The sequence below is a fragment of the Flavimaribacter sediminis genome (assembly GCF_019492055.1).
Lineage (GTDB): Bacteria > Pseudomonadota > Alphaproteobacteria > Rhizobiales > Rhizobiaceae > Flavimaribacter > Flavimaribacter sediminis.
Genome location: NZ_JAICBX010000001.1, coordinates 1,588,627 through 1,607,263, shown reverse-complemented (window position 1 = coordinate 1,607,263; position 18,637 = coordinate 1,588,627). Strand labels below are relative to the sequence as shown.

The following is an 18,637-nucleotide window of genomic DNA, read 5'->3' as shown; positions in this document are numbered from 1 at the left end:
GTAAACTCGCTTGTTTGAAAACCATACTATTGGCAATTTCAAGGCTAAACCGTTGTTGAAAGAGGACCGTCCGTGAACGAAGCATTGTTGAAATATCTTGAAAGTCGCCGGACGATCCCGGCGAATTTTCTGGCTGAACCTGGCCCTGACCGCGAAACCATCCGAAATATACTGACAATCGCGGCGCGCGTTCCCGACCACGGCAAGCTCGCGCCCTGGCGCTTTATTGTGATAGAGGGCGAAGCACGACTGAAGCTAAACGAAAGATTCCGGTCAATTGCGCTCTTACGTCGGCCGGACCTTTCCGGGGAATCACTTCAGGCTGAAAGCACACGGTTCGACAGGGCGCCTGTCGTTGTCGCTGTGGTGAGCAGTGCGGTCGAGCACCCCAAAATCCCGAAATGGGAACAGATATTGTCTGCAGGCGCGAGTTGCATGGCATTGCTGATGGCGGCGAACGCATACGGATTTTCCGCGAGTTGGCTGACGGAGTGGATGGCGGACGACGAGGACGCTCTTGCGCCTCTCAGGCTGTCTGACGACGAGAGCATTGCAGGTTTTATACATATAGGAACGCCAACTGCGCCCCCGACCGAGAGGCCCCGACCTGCGCTCGACGATATCGTGACCTGGTTGGACGACGCTACGGGCTGACGCCTGCATCGCGCGCGCGCGACAAAAGGCGTTCGGCCTGGCGCAGGTGAGGGCGGTCTATCATTTTACCGTCGAGGCTGAGAACGCCTGCGTCTGGCCCCGATTGCTCGAAAAGGGAGACAATGCGTAGCGCCTTTTCTATCGCCTCAGGCGAGGGCGTGAAGACGCGATTAATGATCTCCACCTGATTCGGATGGATTGCCATTTTGCCAGAAAAACCGTCACGCACCGCCTCCCGGCATTCCGTTTCCAGGCCTGCCTCATTCCGGAAATCGACGTAAACCGTATCAACAGCCATAACGCCGGCCGATGCGGCGGCAAGAAGCGTGGAAGTGCGGGCAAGCCGGAACACATCCGTGTAATGACCTTTGTCGTCCCTGTTTGTTTCCACGCCCAGATCAGCGGAAAGATCTTCGGCGCCCCAGGAGACCGACTTCAAACGGTCGGACGCGCCGCCATAGGTAGCTGCGTTGAGCAGGCCTGTCGCGGTTTCTGTAATGAGCGCATGTATGTCTGTATTTCCGTGTTCTATACCGGATCTCGCTTCGTGCACTGCGATCATGGCGGACAATTTCTGAACATCGACTCCATGTTCTGATTTCGGCAACAGCACGCCGTCTGGCCGAACTGGCACGAGAGCTGCGAGATCGTCATCCGCCATTGCACTCGTCAGGGAATTTATTCTTATGACGATGGCGCTCCGATCCTTCGTTCTATGTTGCTCTTCGACAAATGCCGCAGCCAGAGTTCTGGCAGTTTCCTTTCGTGCAATGGAGACGGAGTCTTCTAGATCGATCAGCAGGCAGTCGGCACTGGATTGCAAAGACTTCTCCAGTTTTCTTTCCGAATCAGCAGGCACAAAAAGATAAGATCTCATGTGTCGGGCCTTCTAATTTGCATTGTCACGTGTCCTCGTCTGGACGCCAGCAGCGTTTATTACAGCGAATGACGGTTAATGAACATGGTGAACCGATCGTAAACTATTCGGCGCTATGAGTTCATTATCTGCAACGCCGAAACCGGTAACCGAAAAATGATCGTCGAAAAATTCCTCCAGTGGTCAAAACATGCAAAAGCAATAGATCGCGCCAGAGCGGCGAATGCACTTGGAAGAGCTTACATCCAATCAAACATGTCAGAAGATGAAGCCAGGGCCGCCGAAGCTGCGATGATTTTCCTGCTCGATGATCCTTCTCCGTTAGTTCGTCTTGGACTGGCCGAAGCAATATGCTTCAGCCCGCGCATACCACGCGCCGTCATAATGGGTCTTGCTGGTGACCAGCTGGATATCGCTGGCCTCGTTGTAAGTTGTTCACCTGTTCTTAAAGACGCAGATCTCGTGGACTTTGTCGCTGACAGCAGACCCGGACTACAGCTTGCTGTCGCCATGCGTCGAAACCTGTCTTCCTCCGTTTGCGCGGCGGTAGCCGAAGTCGGTTGCAGCCTGGCGGTAAGTGAACTTTTGCAAAACCGCCACGCCAGGATCGCGAGCGTTTCATTTGATCGGATCTGGGACCGGTACGAGGACGATGCAGACGTGCGTTCCAGTCTGATCGATCGAGATGACTTGCCGTGCGATGTACGTCATGCGCTCATATTCAAGGTTGGAAGTGCGTTGGCGGGATCTCGCTTTGTTTCATCAGTAGTTGGAACCGGACGGGTGACAGCAGTCACAGCGTCCGCATGCGAAAGGGCAATTTTTACGCTAACTGACAATGTGCGTGAATCAGAAATCCCGGCGCTGGTAGAACATTTGAGAATCCGTGGCGACCTCTCTCCAGCGTTCCTTATGCATGTTCTTTGCAAAGGAAACATCGAATTCTTCGCTGCAGCGATTGCCGGCATATCCGGAATGGCCAGGGCTCGCGTCCGCGCCATACTGGTCGACGGCCGCCGCGCCTCAATAGCTTCTTTATTCAATTCCTGTGGCATTCAGAGGTCGATTGGAGAGGTATTCGTACAATCGACGTTGCTCTGGCGCGATGCAGCAATGGGCAAATCCGAGATGTCTCCTGACCAAATCATGAATAGACACATGCAAATTATGCGGCGTCAGCAGGGAGACAAGCCGGTCGCTGAATTGTTTCAACTCGTTGAACGAATGAACCTTGAGTATCAACGCCGTTCAGCCAAAGAATACGCGCTATCGATCGCAGCTGCCTGATCCTGCAGAACCCGATACAGAAAACCGCTTGTGGATTCGGTTGTATTAAAAGGATCAACAATGATTGGTGTAAATGCGATCAACTCTCGCGAAATATTCTGTGTTTATGCACAAAAATTGTGCAATATGTTAAGGTAAGAAATAATATTTTACCTTGGGTCCTCCGGTACCTTGCGCATCAGATTAAAATGATTTAATTCGCAAATAAAAAGTAATCCTGAAAACTTAATCTTGCTGCGTTTGAAGTTGCATCACTGCAGTTTCATTCGGGGATCGTATCGTGCCACAAAACGGCCATGACACGTCGAAAACCGAGCCTGCGGTGCTGATAACCGGAGCGACCGGAAATCTCGGATCAAAACTAGCGCGCGAGCTGGTAAAAAACAGCCAAAATTCCATTTTTGTCGATCAGATACCGCATCCAAATCTCAATGTACGGATTGCCAATCTATCGATGCCGGGCAATTGGATGGGTTTATTCGCCGGTGTGGATGTCGTCATTCACCTGGCAGGTACGCCGAAAGTCAGTTCTTCACCCGACACGCTCAAATCACAGAATGTCGATTGCACGGTGAATGTCCTGGAGGCATGCAGGATGCACAACGTCGGTCGCATTGTTTTTGCCAGCAGTCTGCGTGTGATGGACGGGTATCGCGAATCCGGGCGTCGGATCACTGAGGACCTGCCGCCGAAACCGTCAGGCGATTACGGTCGGTCAAAACTCCGGTGCGAGAAACTGTTGGCCGCCCATCCGGATGTTATCAGCCTGCGTCTTGGATGGTCGCCACGCTACAATGTTCGAGAAAATGTGCTCAGGGCGCCAAAGAGACTGCGTGAGGTGTGGCTGAGCGATTCTGATTTCCTGCAGGCGATAGAGCTCTCAATTTCCGCTGAAAACCGCGGATTTACAGCCCTCAACCTCACCTCAGATGTCGAGAACAGCCGCTATCTACTGACCAGAGCGCGTAAACGTATTGGTTACAAGCCGCGTGACGGCTTGAACAAGACGCAGATAATATTGTCGAAACTGTCGAGCACGCTTATTAATAAAACTGGTTGGTCCCGCTAAGGAATAGGAAAATCAATACAATTTCCAGGATGAGTTCCCCGCAAGAAAGCGACGGGCGGATCGCTAGCTTGCGGGGAAGACCGGTATTGTTTTCAAGAAAAACAAGGCTCACCGGTCAAGTCAGGATTTACAATAATTGCATCTCTGAAAACCTATAGAATACTTCATCCATTCTTCCAGTGCATAGCAGATCAAACATTCTGCGAGTATTAATATAAGCAAAAATGAGAAAAGCAACTGTGTTTCGCCTAAAAGTTAATCTGTTTTGTATTTTACACAATCAAAACGACGTTTATCTTCGTCCAGGTGCAGATTGGGAGGAACTGGCTTTCAGGGTATTCTGGTGAAGAAATTGATATCGTAAGGACGTAAAGTCCATTCTACGCAAGGATCGGGAGGGGAGCCGTGAATTCCGCAGGACAGTTCGACTACATCATCATTGGCGGAGGATCGGCAGGATGTGTGCTTGCAAATCGTCTCTCCGAACGACCCGACCGAAAAGTACTGCTTCTCGAGGCTGGAGGTAATGACGACTACATCTGGGTTAAAATTCCGGTCGGTTATCTCTATTGCATCGGCAATCCGAGAACCGACTGGGGATTTCGTACAGAGGCGGAAAAAGGCCTCAACGGACGCTCGATAGCATATCCGCGCGGCAAGATTCTCGGCGGCTGTTCTTCAATAAATGGCATGATTTACATGCGCGGTCAGGCGTCTGACTATGATCGCTGGCGGCAACTCGGCAATACTGGCTGGGGCTGGGACGACGTGCTGCCGTACTTTCTGAAATCCGAAGACCACTATATGGCTGAGAATGACAGCCTCCATGGACGCGGAGGTGAGTTGCGCGTCGACAAACAGCGGCTCAGATGGGACGTGCTGGACAGTTTCCGAGATGCATGTGAGCAGGCCGGCATCCCGAAAGTTGATGACTTCAACCGAGGCAACAACGAAGGTTGCAGCTACTTTCAGGTTAATCAGAAAAATGGCTTTCGATGGAACATGGCGCGCGGATTTCTCAAGCCTGTCCGCTCCCGTCCGAATCTGGAAGTCGTTACGAGAGCCCAGGCGACGCGGCTTATCATTCGTGACAAGCGGGCAACCGGCGTAGAGTTTTCCCGAGATGGACAGGCCTTTGTTGCTGAATGCCGCAATGAAGTCTTGCTGAGCGCAGGGGCCGTCAATTCTCCGCAATTGATGATGCTGTCCGGATTAGGACCTCCAGACGTTCTCTCCGAGTTTGGCATCGAATGCATCCTTGCCAACGATGCGATCGGAAAAAATCTTCAGGACCACCTTCAACTCAGGACGATTTTCCGCATCAGCAATGCAAAGACGCTCAATCAGCGCGCATCAAACTTGTTCGGCAAGATATCGATCGCCATGGAGTATGCCCTGATGCGGTCTGGACCGATGTCCATGGCGCCCAGTCAACTTGGCGCATTCGTCAAATCGGAGCAGTCACTCGAGACGCCCGATCTTGAATATCACGTACAACCGCTTTCGCTCGACAAGTTTGGAGATCCGTTGCACGATTTCCCGGCAATCACCGCTTCGGTCTGTAATCTGAGACCACATAGCAGGGGACAGGTCAGTCTGCGATCTGCCGATTGGCGCGATGCTCCAGTCATCGCACCGAACTATCTCAGCACTGAAGCTGACAGGCACACGGCCGTTCGAGCTATCAGAATTACAAGAAACATTTTGCAGCAACCGGCGATGGCGAAATACAGACCGGACGAATATCTGCCGGGATCGAACTGTCAGAGCCACGATGACCTGATAGAAGCTGCGGGCAACATAGGCACCACGATTTTTCACCCGGTCGGCACACTCAAGATGGGAGATGACGATGCTGCAGTCGTCGATAACCGACTGAAAGTGAATGGAGTTGAAGGGCTGCGTGTGGTCGATGCATCCGTCATGCCAATGATCACTTCAGGCAACACAAACGCTCCTACCGTCATGATTGCCGAGAAGGCGAGCGATATGATCATTCAGGATGACAAGTCCTGATCCAGATCTTTTTGTGGAATGTCGCCTATGGTGTTTGACTCCTCCGCGCCAAGCACTATGTTCCTGTTATGTTCTTTTTGGGGGTGGTGATATTGCAAGAAACAGAATTTCAGGCGTGGACGACCAAAGCAGTCGAAAACCGGGTCATTGAAGCCGCTGAAACATTGATGCTTTGTCCACGCGCACACGGTCCGGCCGACATACGCAATTCCATGCCGGATACGATCCTGGAACAACATGCGGCTTATGGCGCATCAAGGCCACGCTACAGGCGCACCCCGACGCCTGGAGCGCTGGACAGGATGGAAAAGTGCTGGGAATGGATCAATGCTTTGCCGGACCAGGCTGAGCGAGAACTTCTCTACGAGTGGGCGAGGATCAAATGCGGCAAGGGATGCACCCTTGCAACGCTGGCGAAAATCAACGGCTACACGGAACGCGGCCTGCGCAGAAAAATTACTCATATATGCGCGGAAATTTCTCTAAGACTCAACGCGGCGCATGTCGCGAACACTGAGTTGGCGAGCAAGCAATGGGCGGAAGACAGAACGCCCGTGCGTTTAAATGAACATAAGCGCTTGAATCATTGGATGCAGGAAAATGCGAAGCCGGCGGTCGACGCCGAATTACCAAAGCGGAGATCCGTTCAGCGCATTTGAAGCGGCAGGATGCGCTCAATCCTTGAGGAACGCGCGTACGTCATCATAACGGGGAAGATCAGCACCGCGGCGCGTGCAGGTTAAAGAGGCCGCCCGCGCACAGATATCGAGGATGCTGGAAAACTGATCTTTATTGAGAGAATCCACCGTTCGTGAGGGATTTCCATCCTTGCCCAGAAGATACATAAGCATCGCCATAAACGTGTCGCCGGCGCCGACAGTGTCGACAATCTCGGTGTCCGGAACTGCGACGCGATGAACGCCATTTTCAGTCAGTCCGATCACCTCACTCCCGCCATCGGTGACGACAACGAGGCGCGGACCATCCTCCAGCCAGGAGTGCGCGGTGTCCAACGGATCTCTGTCCGGATAGAGCATCGTCAGATCTTCCGTGCTGACCTTCACCAAATCCACCAAAGGCAGCATTGCTGATAGCCGCGCTTCCCAAATGGACATATCTGATACGACCGTCGGACGTATGTTTGGATCGAGAGATATGAAACGGCTTTTTTCACGCTCAAGAAGGCTGAAGAGCGTCGACGATGTCGGGGGCGTCACGAGAGAATATGATCCGAAATGAAGCCATGCGACATCTGGGGGCAGGAGCGGCAGATCTTCAGGAGCAAGTGAGCGATCGGCGGCGCCATTCCCGAAGAAAGCGTATGCAGGCGAGCCTTGAGCATCCAATCCGACAAAGCTCAAGGTTGTAGGCGCTTCTTCCTTTCGCACGACGGCCCAATTGTCGATGCCTTCTTTCTCGATTGCTTCGACGATGCGGTCGCCAAACAGGTCGTGGGAAACGCCTGTAAACAGAGACGCACGCGCCTTCAGCCGGGCAAGCCCCATGGCGACGTTGTAGGGAGAGCCGCCAATGCGCGCATCGTAGACCGCGTTCACGCCCTCCGGCCGGTCAGTCTGAAAGAAATCGAACAGTGCTTCGCCGCAAACGAGGTACATGTATTTAATCCACCACTCGATAAAGGCTCAATAATCGGAAACGAGAAGCCGCCACGGCTCCTCGTCCTCTTCTATCTCAGAGAAGCGTCCGATTTCATCTTCGAACCAGTTGTCATTGAGGTCGTCGTTGACCGTAGACACCTCGCCAATCATGCAATCGCCATTCTCAGCCCAGAAGGCATGCCAAACGCCCGGCACAAGCGTTACGCTTTCGCCAGGCATCAGCCTCAATTTGTCTCCCGCGGGTATCGATCGCACCATGCCGTCGACGGCAACTTCCACGCCCTTTTCACGATCAATGGAACCGTCGTCATGCGAGCCGTACAACTCCAGAACAAGGTCGCCGCCTGCGCGATTGATGATATCTTCCACTTTCGAGTAGTGGCTGTGCATGGGGCAAACCTGACTATCACGCGATATCATGATCTTCTCAGCGTAGAGCATGCCGGATCTATTCGCTAAATCCTCGATGTTGCCGTTCCTGATCGTAAAAAGAAAAAGACCATAGTCGGAGAACCTTTTCTCTCCGTAATCGGTGACGTCCCAACCAAGCCTGTTTTTAAATATTGCCGTATCGGCAAGAGCCCGCATCTCATCCGGAGCAAACGAGGCAAAGCGCGGCAACATGAAACCATGGCCTCGTATGAACGCGTCGCCTTCGTGAAGAATAGTATTGATTTCTGATCGTTTCATCGCGGTCCATCTATAATTTCGTGCTCGGCGTGGCAATGCCTGAACGGGAATTTGGGTTCTGGATACACGCCGTGCTCCTATGAGTTCGCCCCCCGTAGTTGACAGAGATTCCAGTTTTTCTACGATCGGTTCACTGCGCTAAGCCTGCTTGAGTGATTGAAAGTCAATCCAAAAGACATCAATATCATACTTATGGCGCTCATGAAGACGATCGGGATTGGAGACCTTGCCGGACGAACTGGTCTCAGTGTTTCAGCGATCCGTTATTATGAATCCGCGGGTTTGCTGAACTCGGAAAGAAACGCTGCAGGGCAAAGGCGGTTTGTACGGTCGGACATCAGACGTTTGGCCTTTGTTCAAATCGCACAACAACTTGGATTTACGATCGAGCAAATCCGCGAGCAACTCGCCGCTTTGCCTGCGAAAAGAACGCCTAACAAGAAGGACTGGAGCAATATAAGTCGCAATTTCAGGAAAGAGCTGGATGACCGTATCCAACGCATGATACGGCTTCGGGACAATCTTGACGGGTGCATCGGTTGTGGTTGTCTTTCTTTGCGGGCATGCGCTTTGTTGAACCCGGATGACAAGGCGGGAAAGGGGGGCGCAGGACCGCGTTATCTGCTTGGCGACTCATCGGAATATAAGGAGACTTGAGAATTAGCCGGCTCGATAATCCGTATTCTGTTCCTGTCCCTTGTATGTCTCGTTGCGGAGACGCCGGCGGCTATTCCGACATACCGATAAACAGCGCGGATCCTCGCTACGCCGAACCACTGGTTTGCGTGACGGGCTCCGGCATCGCAGGCAAGTCCTACTATTATCAGAACGATGGCGAAAATCCTCCCTATGGACACCGGGTGCGCGGCAGCCTTCCCGATATCTGGTGCAGAGCGGGCGTTCTGCAATCGCTGCGCCACGCCAATGCTTTTCTAAGGCAATACGATGCGGAGGTTTTTGTCTGGGACGCCTATCGTACCGTCGAGGCGCAAAAGGCGCTGTGGCGACATGTCGAATATGATGTTCGTGAGCGATATCCCGAAATGAACGACGCTGCAGTTTTCCATGAAGTCATCAAATATGTTTCCAATCCGCACCGGTTCGAGAAGGACGATCCTCAGACTTGGCCGGTCCACGCAACCGGCGGGGCGGTGGACCTGACATTGCGGTCACTTACCACTGGCGAACTTCTGGATATGGGGTCTGGTTTCGATGAAATTTGCGACTACACGCCCACAGCTGCTTTCGAGCTTTTGCATTCCGAGGGGAAGTGCAACGCCGATCACCCACCGATGCGCAATAGACGATTGCTGCATTGGGCGATGACGAAATCAGGCTTTGCGAACTATCCTCAGGAGTTCTGGCATTTCGACCGTGGTACGCAACTCTACGTCGTCAACAGCGATGGCGTCGACGAAGTAGCCTGGTACGGATATTGCGATCCTCCCGGGACGGAATAAAAGTAATCTGGTTGACACCTGCAGCAGCGGCTACTGCGGCCGCTACATGGTGTCCCGGCTGGTATCATGGAGGTTCATTTGACAGTCGTCACATCAGCTATTCAATGAACAGCATATCGTCCGGATTCTCGGGCGGCGGAGGAGGGTGGTAGACCTATTCTTCAGTGTTCTTTTTGGCAGCAAGTTTTTGCATACGCCTCAAACGCATTCTTCGCACAACAGGTGAATTACTCCGGCAAATCTTAGCAAGTCGGCGATGACCATTAACAATATTACGGTACCTACCAGAAGCAGGTGTTGAACGAGTGTTTGGTTTTTTCATTTAGCGCCCAAGTATCACCGATATACATCGTAAGACAGAGTAATACCAAATAGTTTCGAGACGTAACAAACCGTGATTCTTATAGTCATACTACATTACACTTTGCAACAGTTGTAGCCACGGTTCGACCACAACGGAGTTCTTTCTGAAGAGGGTATGCGGCGCAAAGCATTTTCAACAATACTGCTCGATGCCAACCAATTGCTTGTCCGTGTAGCGGAATCCATGGGCAAAGCCTGCAGGAAGCAGCTTATCAATTGCATGCAACTGTTCGTCACTCAGCTTGAGGTCACCGGCGAGCGCGTTCTGTTCCAGATGTTTTGCTGTGCGCGTCCCGGGAATGGCTATTATATGATCGCCTTGCCTAAGCACCCATTCCAGCGCCATTGATGCAGGGGGCGCGCCTTGATCTTGGGCGTAGTTGATAAACTTCTGGACAGCTTTGCGATTGTAACTGAAATTCGGTTCGGTGAAGCGAGGGTTTTCACGGCGGAAGTCGCGTTCAGTGAATGCGGCAGGATCAGGGATTTTGTCTGCAAACATTCCGCGAGCAAGCGGAGAAAAAGCAACGAAGGCTGCGCCAAGCTCGGCACAAGCCTGGATTAATCCAAGCTCCGGAATGCGTGTCCATAGGGAATATTCGCACTGAACCGCCCGGACAGGATGTATTTGCGCTGCGCGACGCAACGAAGACGGTGCAATCTCTGAAAAACCAATGCCTCCGATTTTACCTTCAGCAACGAAATCCGCCAGGAATCCAGCGACATCTTCTATCGGAATGGTTTGGTCTCGACGATGGACATAGAACAAATCGACATGTTCGACTCCAAGACGGCGCAGCGATTCCTCGAGGGTATTTCGCATATGGTCTTTTGAGTTGTTGAAACTCCGCGGCGGCCCAGCGACAATTCCAGTTTTCGTCGCAATCGAGAATCGATGCGGATGCGACTTTAAGAAGCTTCCAATCACACTTTCGGAAAGGCCAGCTCCATAGACGTTCGAGGTGTCAAGATGTGTCACTCCCAATTCAGCCGCTCTAGCAAGAGTGCGGTGTGACTCAGCTTCATTCGTCGCGCCATAAAAGCCTGCAAAGCTCATGCAGCCGAGCCCTACAGCGCCTACCAGAGGTCCATCCTTCCCAAGCATTCTCTTGTTCATAGACATCTCCGATACGATTGGTATTAACCTGACTGGCGTAGGAAAAAGCCGGCTAATTGCTATCGTAATGATATATCATCTGTTGTGAAACAGTATTTGGCCATTATTGACATCTCGTTTTAATAACAAATGAATTAACATCCTTGACCTCAAGTTAAGTTGAGCAGCTAAAGTCCCGTCTCCCTTCCGAATCTTTGGTCGGTGGCGACTGGATGGCAAACGTGGAAACAGGCAGTAAAGAGCTGGTTCGCTGGCGCGAACTTCTCAAAACAGATCACGCATCAGCGCTTGTTCTAGTGTGTCTCGGGATTTGGCTGCACGCCGCTGATGGATTGCTTGTCGCCACCATGATGCCGGCAATCGTTGCTGATATCGGTGGAATCGGTGCGTTGCCCTGGAATATTGCTCTCTACGAAGTAGGTTCCATTGTTTCCGGCGCAGCCAGCGGTCTCTTGACAACGCGCTATGGCGTAAGGACGCCGATGGCCGTGGCTGCATTTCTCTTTTCGGTTGGTTGTCTGGTCAGTGCTGTTGCTCCGTCCATGAATGTCGTTTTGGCTGGCCGATTGCTTCAGGGTTTCGGCGGCGGCGGCATGATGGCGATGTCTTTTGTATCCATTGCAACCCTGTTTCCGTCGCGCCTGACAGGTCGTTTGATTGCAGTCATCTCAGCGCTATGGGGCGTTGCCTCGTTCGTGGGGCCGGTTCTTGGAGCGCTGTTTGTGGAATACCTTTCCTGGAGTGCTGGATTTTTCGCCTTCGCCGGACAAGGCATTGTTTTGGCAGTCTGGATTGCATCCAGCAGTCACATACGGAGCGCCGCCAAAGATACTCGTGACAACAGTCCGTTTCCAATCCGGCGTTTGTTGTGGTTGACCGCTTCCATTGTCTCTATTGCCTGGGCCGGAATTGAGGTGTCCTTGCTCAAAACGACCGCCTTCGTGGCTCTCGCCCTTCTGCTTCTTGCCCGTTTTTTACAGCTTGATATGGCGTCGGGTAATGACAGACTGCTTCCCAGAAATCCCGTCGACGTCAGCCGGGCGACAAACGCCGCTCTCGCTGTCGTATTCTGTTTTTCAGCAGCTACGATTGCCATTGGACTTTACGGGCCAGTTCTCATGATGGCCGTTCACGGCGTATCCATTCTGACAGCGGGATATGTGCTTTTGTGCGAATCCCTCGCGTGGTCGGTCATGGCTGTAATCGTATCCGGCATTTCGGAGCGACACGACCGAACGATGGCGGCCATCGGGATGTGCATCGTCGCTACAAGTATCGCCTGCCTGGCCTTGTCCATTCCGCATGGTCCGATATGGTTCATTTTCATATCCGCCATTCTGATGGGCAGCGGTTACGGAACGGCGTGGACGTTCATTCTCAGAGTGGCGACACAGGCGGCGGATGAGGATGACGTCAGTAGAGTATCTGGCGCCATGCCGACGGTGCAGAGGCTGGGATTCGCATTCGGCGCAGCCTATTTGGGTATCGTCGCCAATTCATCCGGCATAGCCGCGATGGATGCTGGAGGCAGACCGGAGCCAATAGCTGCAGCGGTATTCGCAGCCCCACTGTTGCCGGTCGTATTCGGCCTCGCAGCACTTTATCTGTTTGCCCGACCGCGCGAGTGATCGAATTCAGCAACAGCCCGTTTCAACCAAGCTTTACAGACTGGAGAGCATGAATAGCCAGCGCCCCGCCTTCGAACCACATCTGTCGAAACCGTTGGAAATTCTCGGAATAGGATTCGACGGAGCGAAGCGGCAGTTCGGATTGCGTATCGGCTGCAATAGCTTGGGCGACAGCTTTGCCGAAAACACTTCCGGGGGCTATTCCCCGACCGGAATAGCCGAATACGGCATATCCTGAATTCCCGAGCTCGAGAATCTTTGGCAGATGATCCCGGGTCATGGCGATCCGCCCCGACCATCCATGCACCAAGCGCTCTTCGGCCAATTGAGGAAACAGTGAAGCGAGTTTTCTCTTCGCCCATCGCGCATGAATCGAAGCCGCCGGGTGGTCCAGCGAACCGATGCCGCCGATGACTAATCTGCCTTCACGATCAAGGCGGAAAGACGACATGACTGGAGCGGTGTCCCAGCATCCTTCACGCCCGGGCAGGATTGAAGCACGCGCATGATCAGACAATGGCGCAGTCGCAAACTGGCAGTAGTCAACTCTCGTATGCCCCATGGACGGCATGCCATCGGTCGCAATGGTGTAGGCGTTGGTGGCAATCATCAGACATCGCGCGGATACAGAGCCTGTAGGCGTGACGACCAGCCATCGTTCATTTTTCCGTTTTATCGCCGTTGCCGGCGTTTTTTCACAAAATTTGGCCGACGCCTTGATCGCGGCTCTCGCCAAGCCGCGGCAATAGGCCAGCGGATTGATAGTCCCTGCGCGTGGATCAAACAACGCGCCTTCGAAGGCATTGCTGCCGGTGCGCGCCGCGGTTTGACTCGCATCCAGAATGTCGACAGGAACATTGTACCGTCTAAGCTGATTGTAACGGCGCTCCAGGTCCCGCATTCCGCCACCGGAATGAGCGCAATGTAGCGTTCCGGTTCTTATTGCGCTGCATTCGATGGAATGTTTACGGATCAGTTCGAAGACGAGCTCAGGTCCGCCGGAAAGATATTCGTTGAGTTTACGCCCCTCTTGAGCGCCTAATAGCTGTTCGACATCCTCCGGTGGCGTCCACAAACCGGCGTTTACCAGGCCGACGTTCCGTCCGGAGCCACCGCAACCAATGGTCTCCGCTTCCAGCAGGCAAACACCCAGGCCAGCCTCTGCTGCATGAAGTGCGGCGGAGCACCCCGTGAAACCACCGCCGATTATGACCAGATCGGTTGACGTGTCACCGTCAAGCCTGTCGGTGTCCAGTGGTTCGCCCGCCGAGAAAGACCATGCGATGCTATTGAGTTGCATCAATATCTGTCTCCAATCGAGGCTGGGAACTGGCTTCCACTAGATGTCGAAAGAAACGCCCTGCGCCAGCGGCAAGCTATCGGAATAATTGATCGTGTTGGTGGAACGGCGCATATAGGCCTTCCAGGCGTCCGAACCCGACTCCCGTCCTCCGCCGGTTTCTTTTTCTCCTCCAAAAGCTCCACCGATTTCAGCGCCGGAGGTTCCAATGTTGACGTTGACTATGCCGCAATCGGAACCAGTGGCGCTGAGAAACTGCTCCGCCTCGCGCATATTCAAGGTGAAGATGGAAGAGGATAGACCGGCGCCAACCGCATTGTGCTGAGCGATAGCCTCGGAGAGTTCGGTGTACTTCATCACATAGAGAATCGGCGCAAACGTTTCTTCAAGAACAATGCCGCTTTGTTCCGGCATTTCTACAAGAGCCGGCCGAACGTAGTATGCTTCGGACAAGCCGGTATCGACACGACCGCCGCCAGTTACCGCACCGCCTTGTTTTGTGGCTGATTCCAGCGCAGCCTCCATGGCTTCAAAGGCGTTGCGGTCGATGAGAGGACCGACAAGAACATCCTGCTCGAGCGGATTGCCGATCGAGACCGTTTCATAAGCTTTTTTCAAACGGGGCACGAGTTGATCGTAAACATCCTCGTGGACGAAAAGCCTGCGCATCGACGTACAACGCTGCCCGGCGGTGCCGATTGCCCCGAAGGCAATTGCGCGGAGCGCCATCTCGAGGTCGGCAGAAGGACAAACGATACCGGCGTTGTTGCCCCCGAGTTCGAGAATCTGTCTTGCAAACCGGGAGGCGAGCCTGGGACCTACCAGTCGGCCCATACGCGTCGATCCGGTCGCTGAGACGAGCGCCACCTTCGTGTTGTCCACAAGAGCCTCACCAACGTCGCCCGCGCCAATCAAAACCGTCAGCAGGTTTTCCGGAGCATCGCCGAAACGATCAAGCGCCTTCTTCAGAATTGCCTGACACGCCAGAGCGGTCAGCGGTGTTTTTTCGGACGGCTTCCATACGACCGTATTGCCGCAGATGAGCGCCAAGGCGGAATTCCAGGACCACACCGCCACAGGAAAATTAAATGCGGTTATGACGCCAACCACGCCGAGCGGATGCCAGGTTTCCATCATGCGGTGACCGTCTCGCTCCGTTGCGATTGTCAAACCATAGAGTTGCCGCGACAGGCCAACGGCAAAGTCGCAGATATCGATCATTTCCTGCACTTCGCCCGCGCCTTCGGACGGAACCTTACCGACTTCGATCGACACCAGTCTTCCGAGATCCTCCTTGTCGTTTCGCAATTCTTCTCCAAGAAGGCGGACGAGCTCGCCCCTGCGGGGCGCTGGCACGTTGCGCCATTGCAGAAATGCGCGGTGGGCGTCCTCGATTTTGGATGAGACCTCTTCAGCTCCGGTCTGTTTTACGTTCGAGATAATTTCACCGGTCAAAGGCGTAGAGACCGCCAACTCACCTGATGTGTAAAGTTTCTCGTCCACGCCAAGTCTGGACAGAATTTCTGCGGTTTCATCGGCAATCATGTTTCTGGCTCCTGAGCGTCTCATTACCCGCTCTTCATGCTGGTTCGGAAGACGCATTTCAAGATCGCGATAGCCTTGACACGTATTCTCTATGATAAACAATTGCCTTCATACAGTATTGTCGGCGTTAGCCGGACGGGCTCATCCATATCGGGAGGAAACCATGAAAAATCAATTCATCATTCGCACAGCCTTGTTCGGCTTTGCGGGACTGCTTGCGCTCAGCCTTGGGTCCGCGACCCAAGCGGAGACGCGCGTGACTTACAAATCGGCAAAGACAGGATCGTCCTACTATCAGATGGGCGTTCAGATATCAGAAGCCGTCAAGGAGGCATCCGACGGGGATATCATCGTCACGAACGAAGAAAGCCAGGGATCTGTTCAGAACGTAATGGAGGTGAGGGGGCGTGGCGCAGACTATGTCTTCACAACGCCTCCTTCCCTGGTCACTCTTGCGCAGCAGGGTAAGGGCCCGTTCGAGGGAAAGGGGGATCCCAAATTCGACACTATCCGCGCTCTTTTCCCGATCCCGTCGCTAACGATGCATTTCGTCATGTCCAAAGAGAGCGGCGTGACGGATTTCGAACAACTGGCGGGCAAGACATTGCTGCTTGGCAAAGGGTCATTCGGCGCCAGGGAAGGCGCGCGTTACCTCGAACTGTTCGGGCTTGAAGGTAAGGTAGAGATTGCCGATGTTGAGCTTTCCAATGCCGTTCCTGCTCTGAAGAACGGACAGATAGACGGTTTCGTGACGGCGGGTTCCTATCCTGCGCCCAATGTCACGGAGGCGGCGGCGTCACTTCCCATTACAATCCTGTCGATGACCGGACAGGAAATAGAGGAGACCGGACGAACCCAGATCGTCATCCCCGCAAACACTTATGCGGGCCAGACTCAGGAAGTCATCACCACCTCGCTTCCGGTCGTCGCCTATACAACAACCGAGATGGATGATGATACGGCTTATTTGCTTGCGAAAGACTACTGGGAAAGCCTGCAACACATGGCCAAGTCAGCCCCTTGGTGGAATGGGGTCAACGAGACGCTTATGCCGAACATGACAGGCAAGGTTCATCCAGGCGCCGCCAGATTCTATAAGGAAGTCGGTTACCCAACCGACGAATCTCTGAAATAATCTGTATGTCTCCTGTTCGCCGGTCGCCTTGACCGATCGGCGAACAGGACACTTCGAGTTTCTGCATGTTCCAGACAATCAGCGCGACCTTGAAACCGACTCGAGTCGTCTGGATATCTCTGGCGCTCGTTCTTGTCGCCTTTCATCTTGGCCTGATTTTCTATGGGCTCATCTCCAACCTGGTGAGTCGTCCGCTGCACATGGCCTTGGCTCTACCCTGGATTTTCCTTTTCGCCTCCAGTCCCGGTTGGTCGAGAATTACCGGGTTTGTTTTCTGGCTGGTTGGCACATTGTCCTGCCTCTGGATCGTCGTCTATCACGACGCGCTTGCTGACCAGTACGGCTTCCTGGAAAATCGCTGGCAATTGGTTGTCGCCGGCGCCCTGCTGATGATCACGCTTGAAGCTGCTCGCAGGTCGATCGGCTGGCCATTGCCTCTCATAGCAATGCTTGCCCTCGCTTATGGACTGTTTGGCCAATACGTTCCCGGTGAGTTTGGTCATTCGGGCACGCCGCTTGGGAGTTTCCTGGGCACCCTGACGATTGCCGAAGGCGGTCTGTGGGGTAGTCTTACCGGCGTCTCCGTTTCTGTTGTTGCGATCTTCGTCATATTCGGCGCGTTTCTTAACGCTGGCGAAGCAGGTCAGGGTTTCATGAATGTCGCCGTGCTCTCGGCCGGTCGCCTGAAGGGAGGCGCAGCAAAGATATCCGTGATTTCGTCAGCGCTGTTCGGTTCGATTTCCGGATCGGCCTCGGCCAATGTCGCTTCGACAGGCGCAATCACGCTGCCGGCCATGACGAAGCTTGGTTATCCGCGACGTCTGGCCGCCGCCGTCGAAGCCGTAGCCTCATCCGGCGGTCAGATCATGCCGCCATTGATGGGAGCAGGGGCCTTTGTCATGGTCGAACTGACAGGAATTCCCTACACGACGATCATGGCGGCGGCTTTCCTGCCGTCGCTTTTATATTTTCTGACCGTGTGGATCGGCATCAACGCCTATTCCAGCCGATATGACCTGAAAGCGGTCAATGCAGACGATCGTCCGAATTTTCGCGAAGTAGCTGTTACTGCCGGGTTCTTTCTTGTCCCTTTCGCCATCCTCATGTGGGGGATGTTTGGCGCAGGCTACACGCCACAATTCTCCGCATGCATGGCGATCGTAGCATCATTTATCCTGCTCTTTGCCGGGTCCGACTTTAAGTGGAACCTGAAACGTTCATTGCAGCGAATTGAAAACGCGTTGATTACCTCGGCCAAGCAGGTTTCAATGATTGCATCGATTATCCTTTGCGCCTCTATCGTTATCGGCGTCCTGTCAATCACCGGACTCGGGGTGAAAGTGACGTCACTCATTCTTTCAGGCTCCGGAGGAATGCTGTGGCTATCACTTCTGCTGACAGCTGTCGCCTGTCTCATACTGGGGATGGAAGTTCCGACGACCGCTGCCTACGTCATTTGCGTTTCGATCGCGGGGCCCGCCCTGATTGAACTTGGCCTCGAACCGCTTCAGGCGCACCTCTTCGTCTTCTGGTTCGCGCTCCTTTCAACGATTACGCCACCCGTTTGCGGTCCGGTTTTCATCGCAGCAGGAATGATTGGCGAGAACTGGATAAGGGTCGCCGTCACGGCAATGTCTCTGGGGATAGGCCTCTATATCATCCCGCTCGGCATGATCGCCGACAGCGATATTCTGGATCCTGTCGGACGGCCTTTCCCGGCGCTTCTGGCGTTCCTGCAACTCTCAATCGGACTCGGACTGATCTCCTGGGCGATAATTGTGCGCAAGACATTCTGGAGAAGAGCCCTTCTGGCGGTGCTCGGAGCCGCGATCGTCTTTACTCCAGTTATTATCAAGGCTTTGGTCGCTACTCCGTGA

16 protein-coding genes are annotated in these 18,637 nt (G+C 53.6%); 10 read left to right on the top strand and 6 right to left on the bottom strand.

Features of this window, described 5'->3' with window-relative positions:
- Window positions 1-72: 72 nt before the first annotated feature.
- Window positions 73-654, top strand: coding sequence for a nitroreductase family protein (locus K1W69_RS07635; RefSeq protein ID WP_220227688.1), 582 nt, complete (start codon window positions 73-75; stop codon window positions 652-654).
- On the opposite strand, the gene K1W69_RS07630 is transcribed toward K1W69_RS07635, so the two are convergent.
- The gene (locus K1W69_RS07630; protein ID WP_220227687.1) at window positions 644-1,531 is read right to left on the bottom strand and encodes an HpcH/HpaI aldolase/citrate lyase family protein; all 888 of its coding nucleotides are present in this window, start codon (window positions 1,529-1,531) and stop codon (window positions 644-646) included. The genes K1W69_RS07635 and K1W69_RS07630 overlap by 11 nt on opposite strands.
- A gap of 156 nt (window positions 1,532-1,687) precedes the next feature.
- Between K1W69_RS07630 and K1W69_RS07625 the strand changes: the two genes are divergently transcribed.
- The 4 genes from K1W69_RS07625 to K1W69_RS07610 all read left to right on the top strand — a co-directional run bounded on the left by K1W69_RS07625 (window position 1,688) and on the right by K1W69_RS07610 (window position 6,562).
- The gene (locus K1W69_RS07625) at window positions 1,688-2,818 is read left to right on the top strand and encodes a DUF2336 domain-containing protein (protein ID WP_220227686.1); all 1,131 of its coding nucleotides are present in this window, start codon (window positions 1,688-1,690) and stop codon (window positions 2,816-2,818) included.
- A gap of 280 nt (window positions 2,819-3,098) precedes the next feature.
- Window positions 3,099-3,887, top strand: coding sequence for an NAD-dependent epimerase/dehydratase family protein (locus K1W69_RS07620; RefSeq protein WP_220227685.1), 789 nt, complete (start codon window positions 3,099-3,101; stop codon window positions 3,885-3,887).
- Window positions 3,888-4,292: 405 nt separating this feature from the next.
- Window positions 4,293-5,903 carry a GMC family oxidoreductase gene (locus K1W69_RS07615; RefSeq protein ID WP_220227684.1) on the top strand — a complete coding sequence of 537 codons (1,611 nt, stop codon included), beginning with the start codon at window positions 4,293-4,295 and terminating at the stop codon, window positions 5,901-5,903.
- 92 nt (window positions 5,904-5,995) lie between these two features.
- Window positions 5,996-6,562 (top strand): DUF6362 family protein, encoded by a 567-nt coding sequence (locus tag K1W69_RS07610; RefSeq protein ID WP_220227683.1) that lies wholly within the window; start codon window positions 5,996-5,998, stop codon window positions 6,560-6,562.
- A 15-nt stretch (window positions 6,563-6,577) separates the two neighbouring features.
- On the opposite strand, the gene K1W69_RS07605 is transcribed toward K1W69_RS07610, so the two are convergent.
- Together K1W69_RS07605 and K1W69_RS07600 are read right to left on the bottom strand one after the other, a co-directional pair.
- Window positions 6,578-7,519, bottom strand: coding sequence for a carbohydrate kinase family protein (locus K1W69_RS07605; RefSeq protein WP_220227682.1), 942 nt, complete (start codon window positions 7,517-7,519; stop codon window positions 6,578-6,580).
- A gap of 27 nt (window positions 7,520-7,546) precedes the next feature.
- Window positions 7,547-8,212: a D-lyxose/D-mannose family sugar isomerase gene (locus K1W69_RS07600; protein WP_220227681.1), complete on the bottom strand. Its 666-nt coding sequence runs from the start codon at window positions 8,210-8,212 to the stop codon at window positions 7,547-7,549.
- Between the two features lie 156 nt (window positions 8,213-8,368).
- Here K1W69_RS07600 and soxR point away from each other — a divergent pair, with 156 nt between their 5' ends.
- Both soxR and K1W69_RS07590 read left to right on the top strand, forming a co-directional pair.
- On the top strand, window positions 8,369-8,869 hold the full coding sequence (gene soxR, locus K1W69_RS07595) for a redox-sensitive transcriptional activator SoxR (protein WP_306308767.1): 501 nt from the start codon (window positions 8,369-8,371) through the stop codon (window positions 8,867-8,869).
- Window positions 8,870-8,913: 44 nt separating this feature from the next.
- Window positions 8,914-9,672, top strand: coding sequence for a M15 family metallopeptidase (locus K1W69_RS07590; protein ID WP_220227680.1), 759 nt, complete (start codon window positions 8,914-8,916; stop codon window positions 9,670-9,672).
- 496 nt (window positions 9,673-10,168) lie between these two features.
- Here the strand turns inward: K1W69_RS07590 and K1W69_RS07585 are convergent, their stop codons facing one another.
- Window positions 10,169-11,152 carry an aldo/keto reductase gene (locus tag K1W69_RS07585; protein WP_220227679.1) on the bottom strand — a complete coding sequence of 328 codons (984 nt, stop codon included), beginning with the start codon at window positions 11,150-11,152 and terminating at the stop codon, window positions 10,169-10,171.
- A 221-nt stretch (window positions 11,153-11,373) separates the two neighbouring features.
- Here K1W69_RS07585 and K1W69_RS07580 point away from each other — a divergent pair, with 221 nt between their 5' ends.
- The gene (locus tag K1W69_RS07580) at window positions 11,374-12,780 is read left to right on the top strand and encodes an MFS transporter (protein ID WP_220227678.1); all 1,407 of its coding nucleotides are present in this window, start codon (window positions 11,374-11,376) and stop codon (window positions 12,778-12,780) included.
- A gap of 22 nt (window positions 12,781-12,802) precedes the next feature.
- Here K1W69_RS07580 and K1W69_RS07575 read toward each other — a convergent pair whose 3' ends face one another.
- Together K1W69_RS07575 and amaB are read right to left on the bottom strand one after the other, a co-directional pair.
- Window positions 12,803-14,080: an NAD(P)/FAD-dependent oxidoreductase gene (locus K1W69_RS07575; protein ID WP_220227677.1), complete on the bottom strand. Its 1,278-nt coding sequence runs from the start codon at window positions 14,078-14,080 to the stop codon at window positions 12,803-12,805.
- Window positions 14,081-14,119: 39 nt separating this feature from the next.
- Entirely contained in the window at window positions 14,120-15,649 is a 1,530-nt protein-coding gene (amaB, locus tag K1W69_RS07570) for an L-piperidine-6-carboxylate dehydrogenase (RefSeq protein WP_220227676.1), read from the bottom strand.
- Between the two features lie 139 nt (window positions 15,650-15,788).
- Here amaB and K1W69_RS07565 point away from each other — a divergent pair, with 139 nt between their 5' ends.
- Together K1W69_RS07565 and K1W69_RS07560 are read left to right on the top strand one after the other, a co-directional pair.
- A complete protein-coding gene (locus tag K1W69_RS07565; RefSeq protein WP_220227675.1) occupies window positions 15,789-16,760 on the top strand; it encodes a TAXI family TRAP transporter solute-binding subunit in 972 nt (323 codons plus the stop codon).
- A 65-nt stretch (window positions 16,761-16,825) separates the two neighbouring features.
- Window positions 16,826-18,637 carry a TRAP transporter permease gene (locus K1W69_RS07560; protein WP_220227674.1) on the top strand — a complete coding sequence of 604 codons (1,812 nt, stop codon included), beginning with the start codon at window positions 16,826-16,828 and terminating at the stop codon, window positions 18,635-18,637.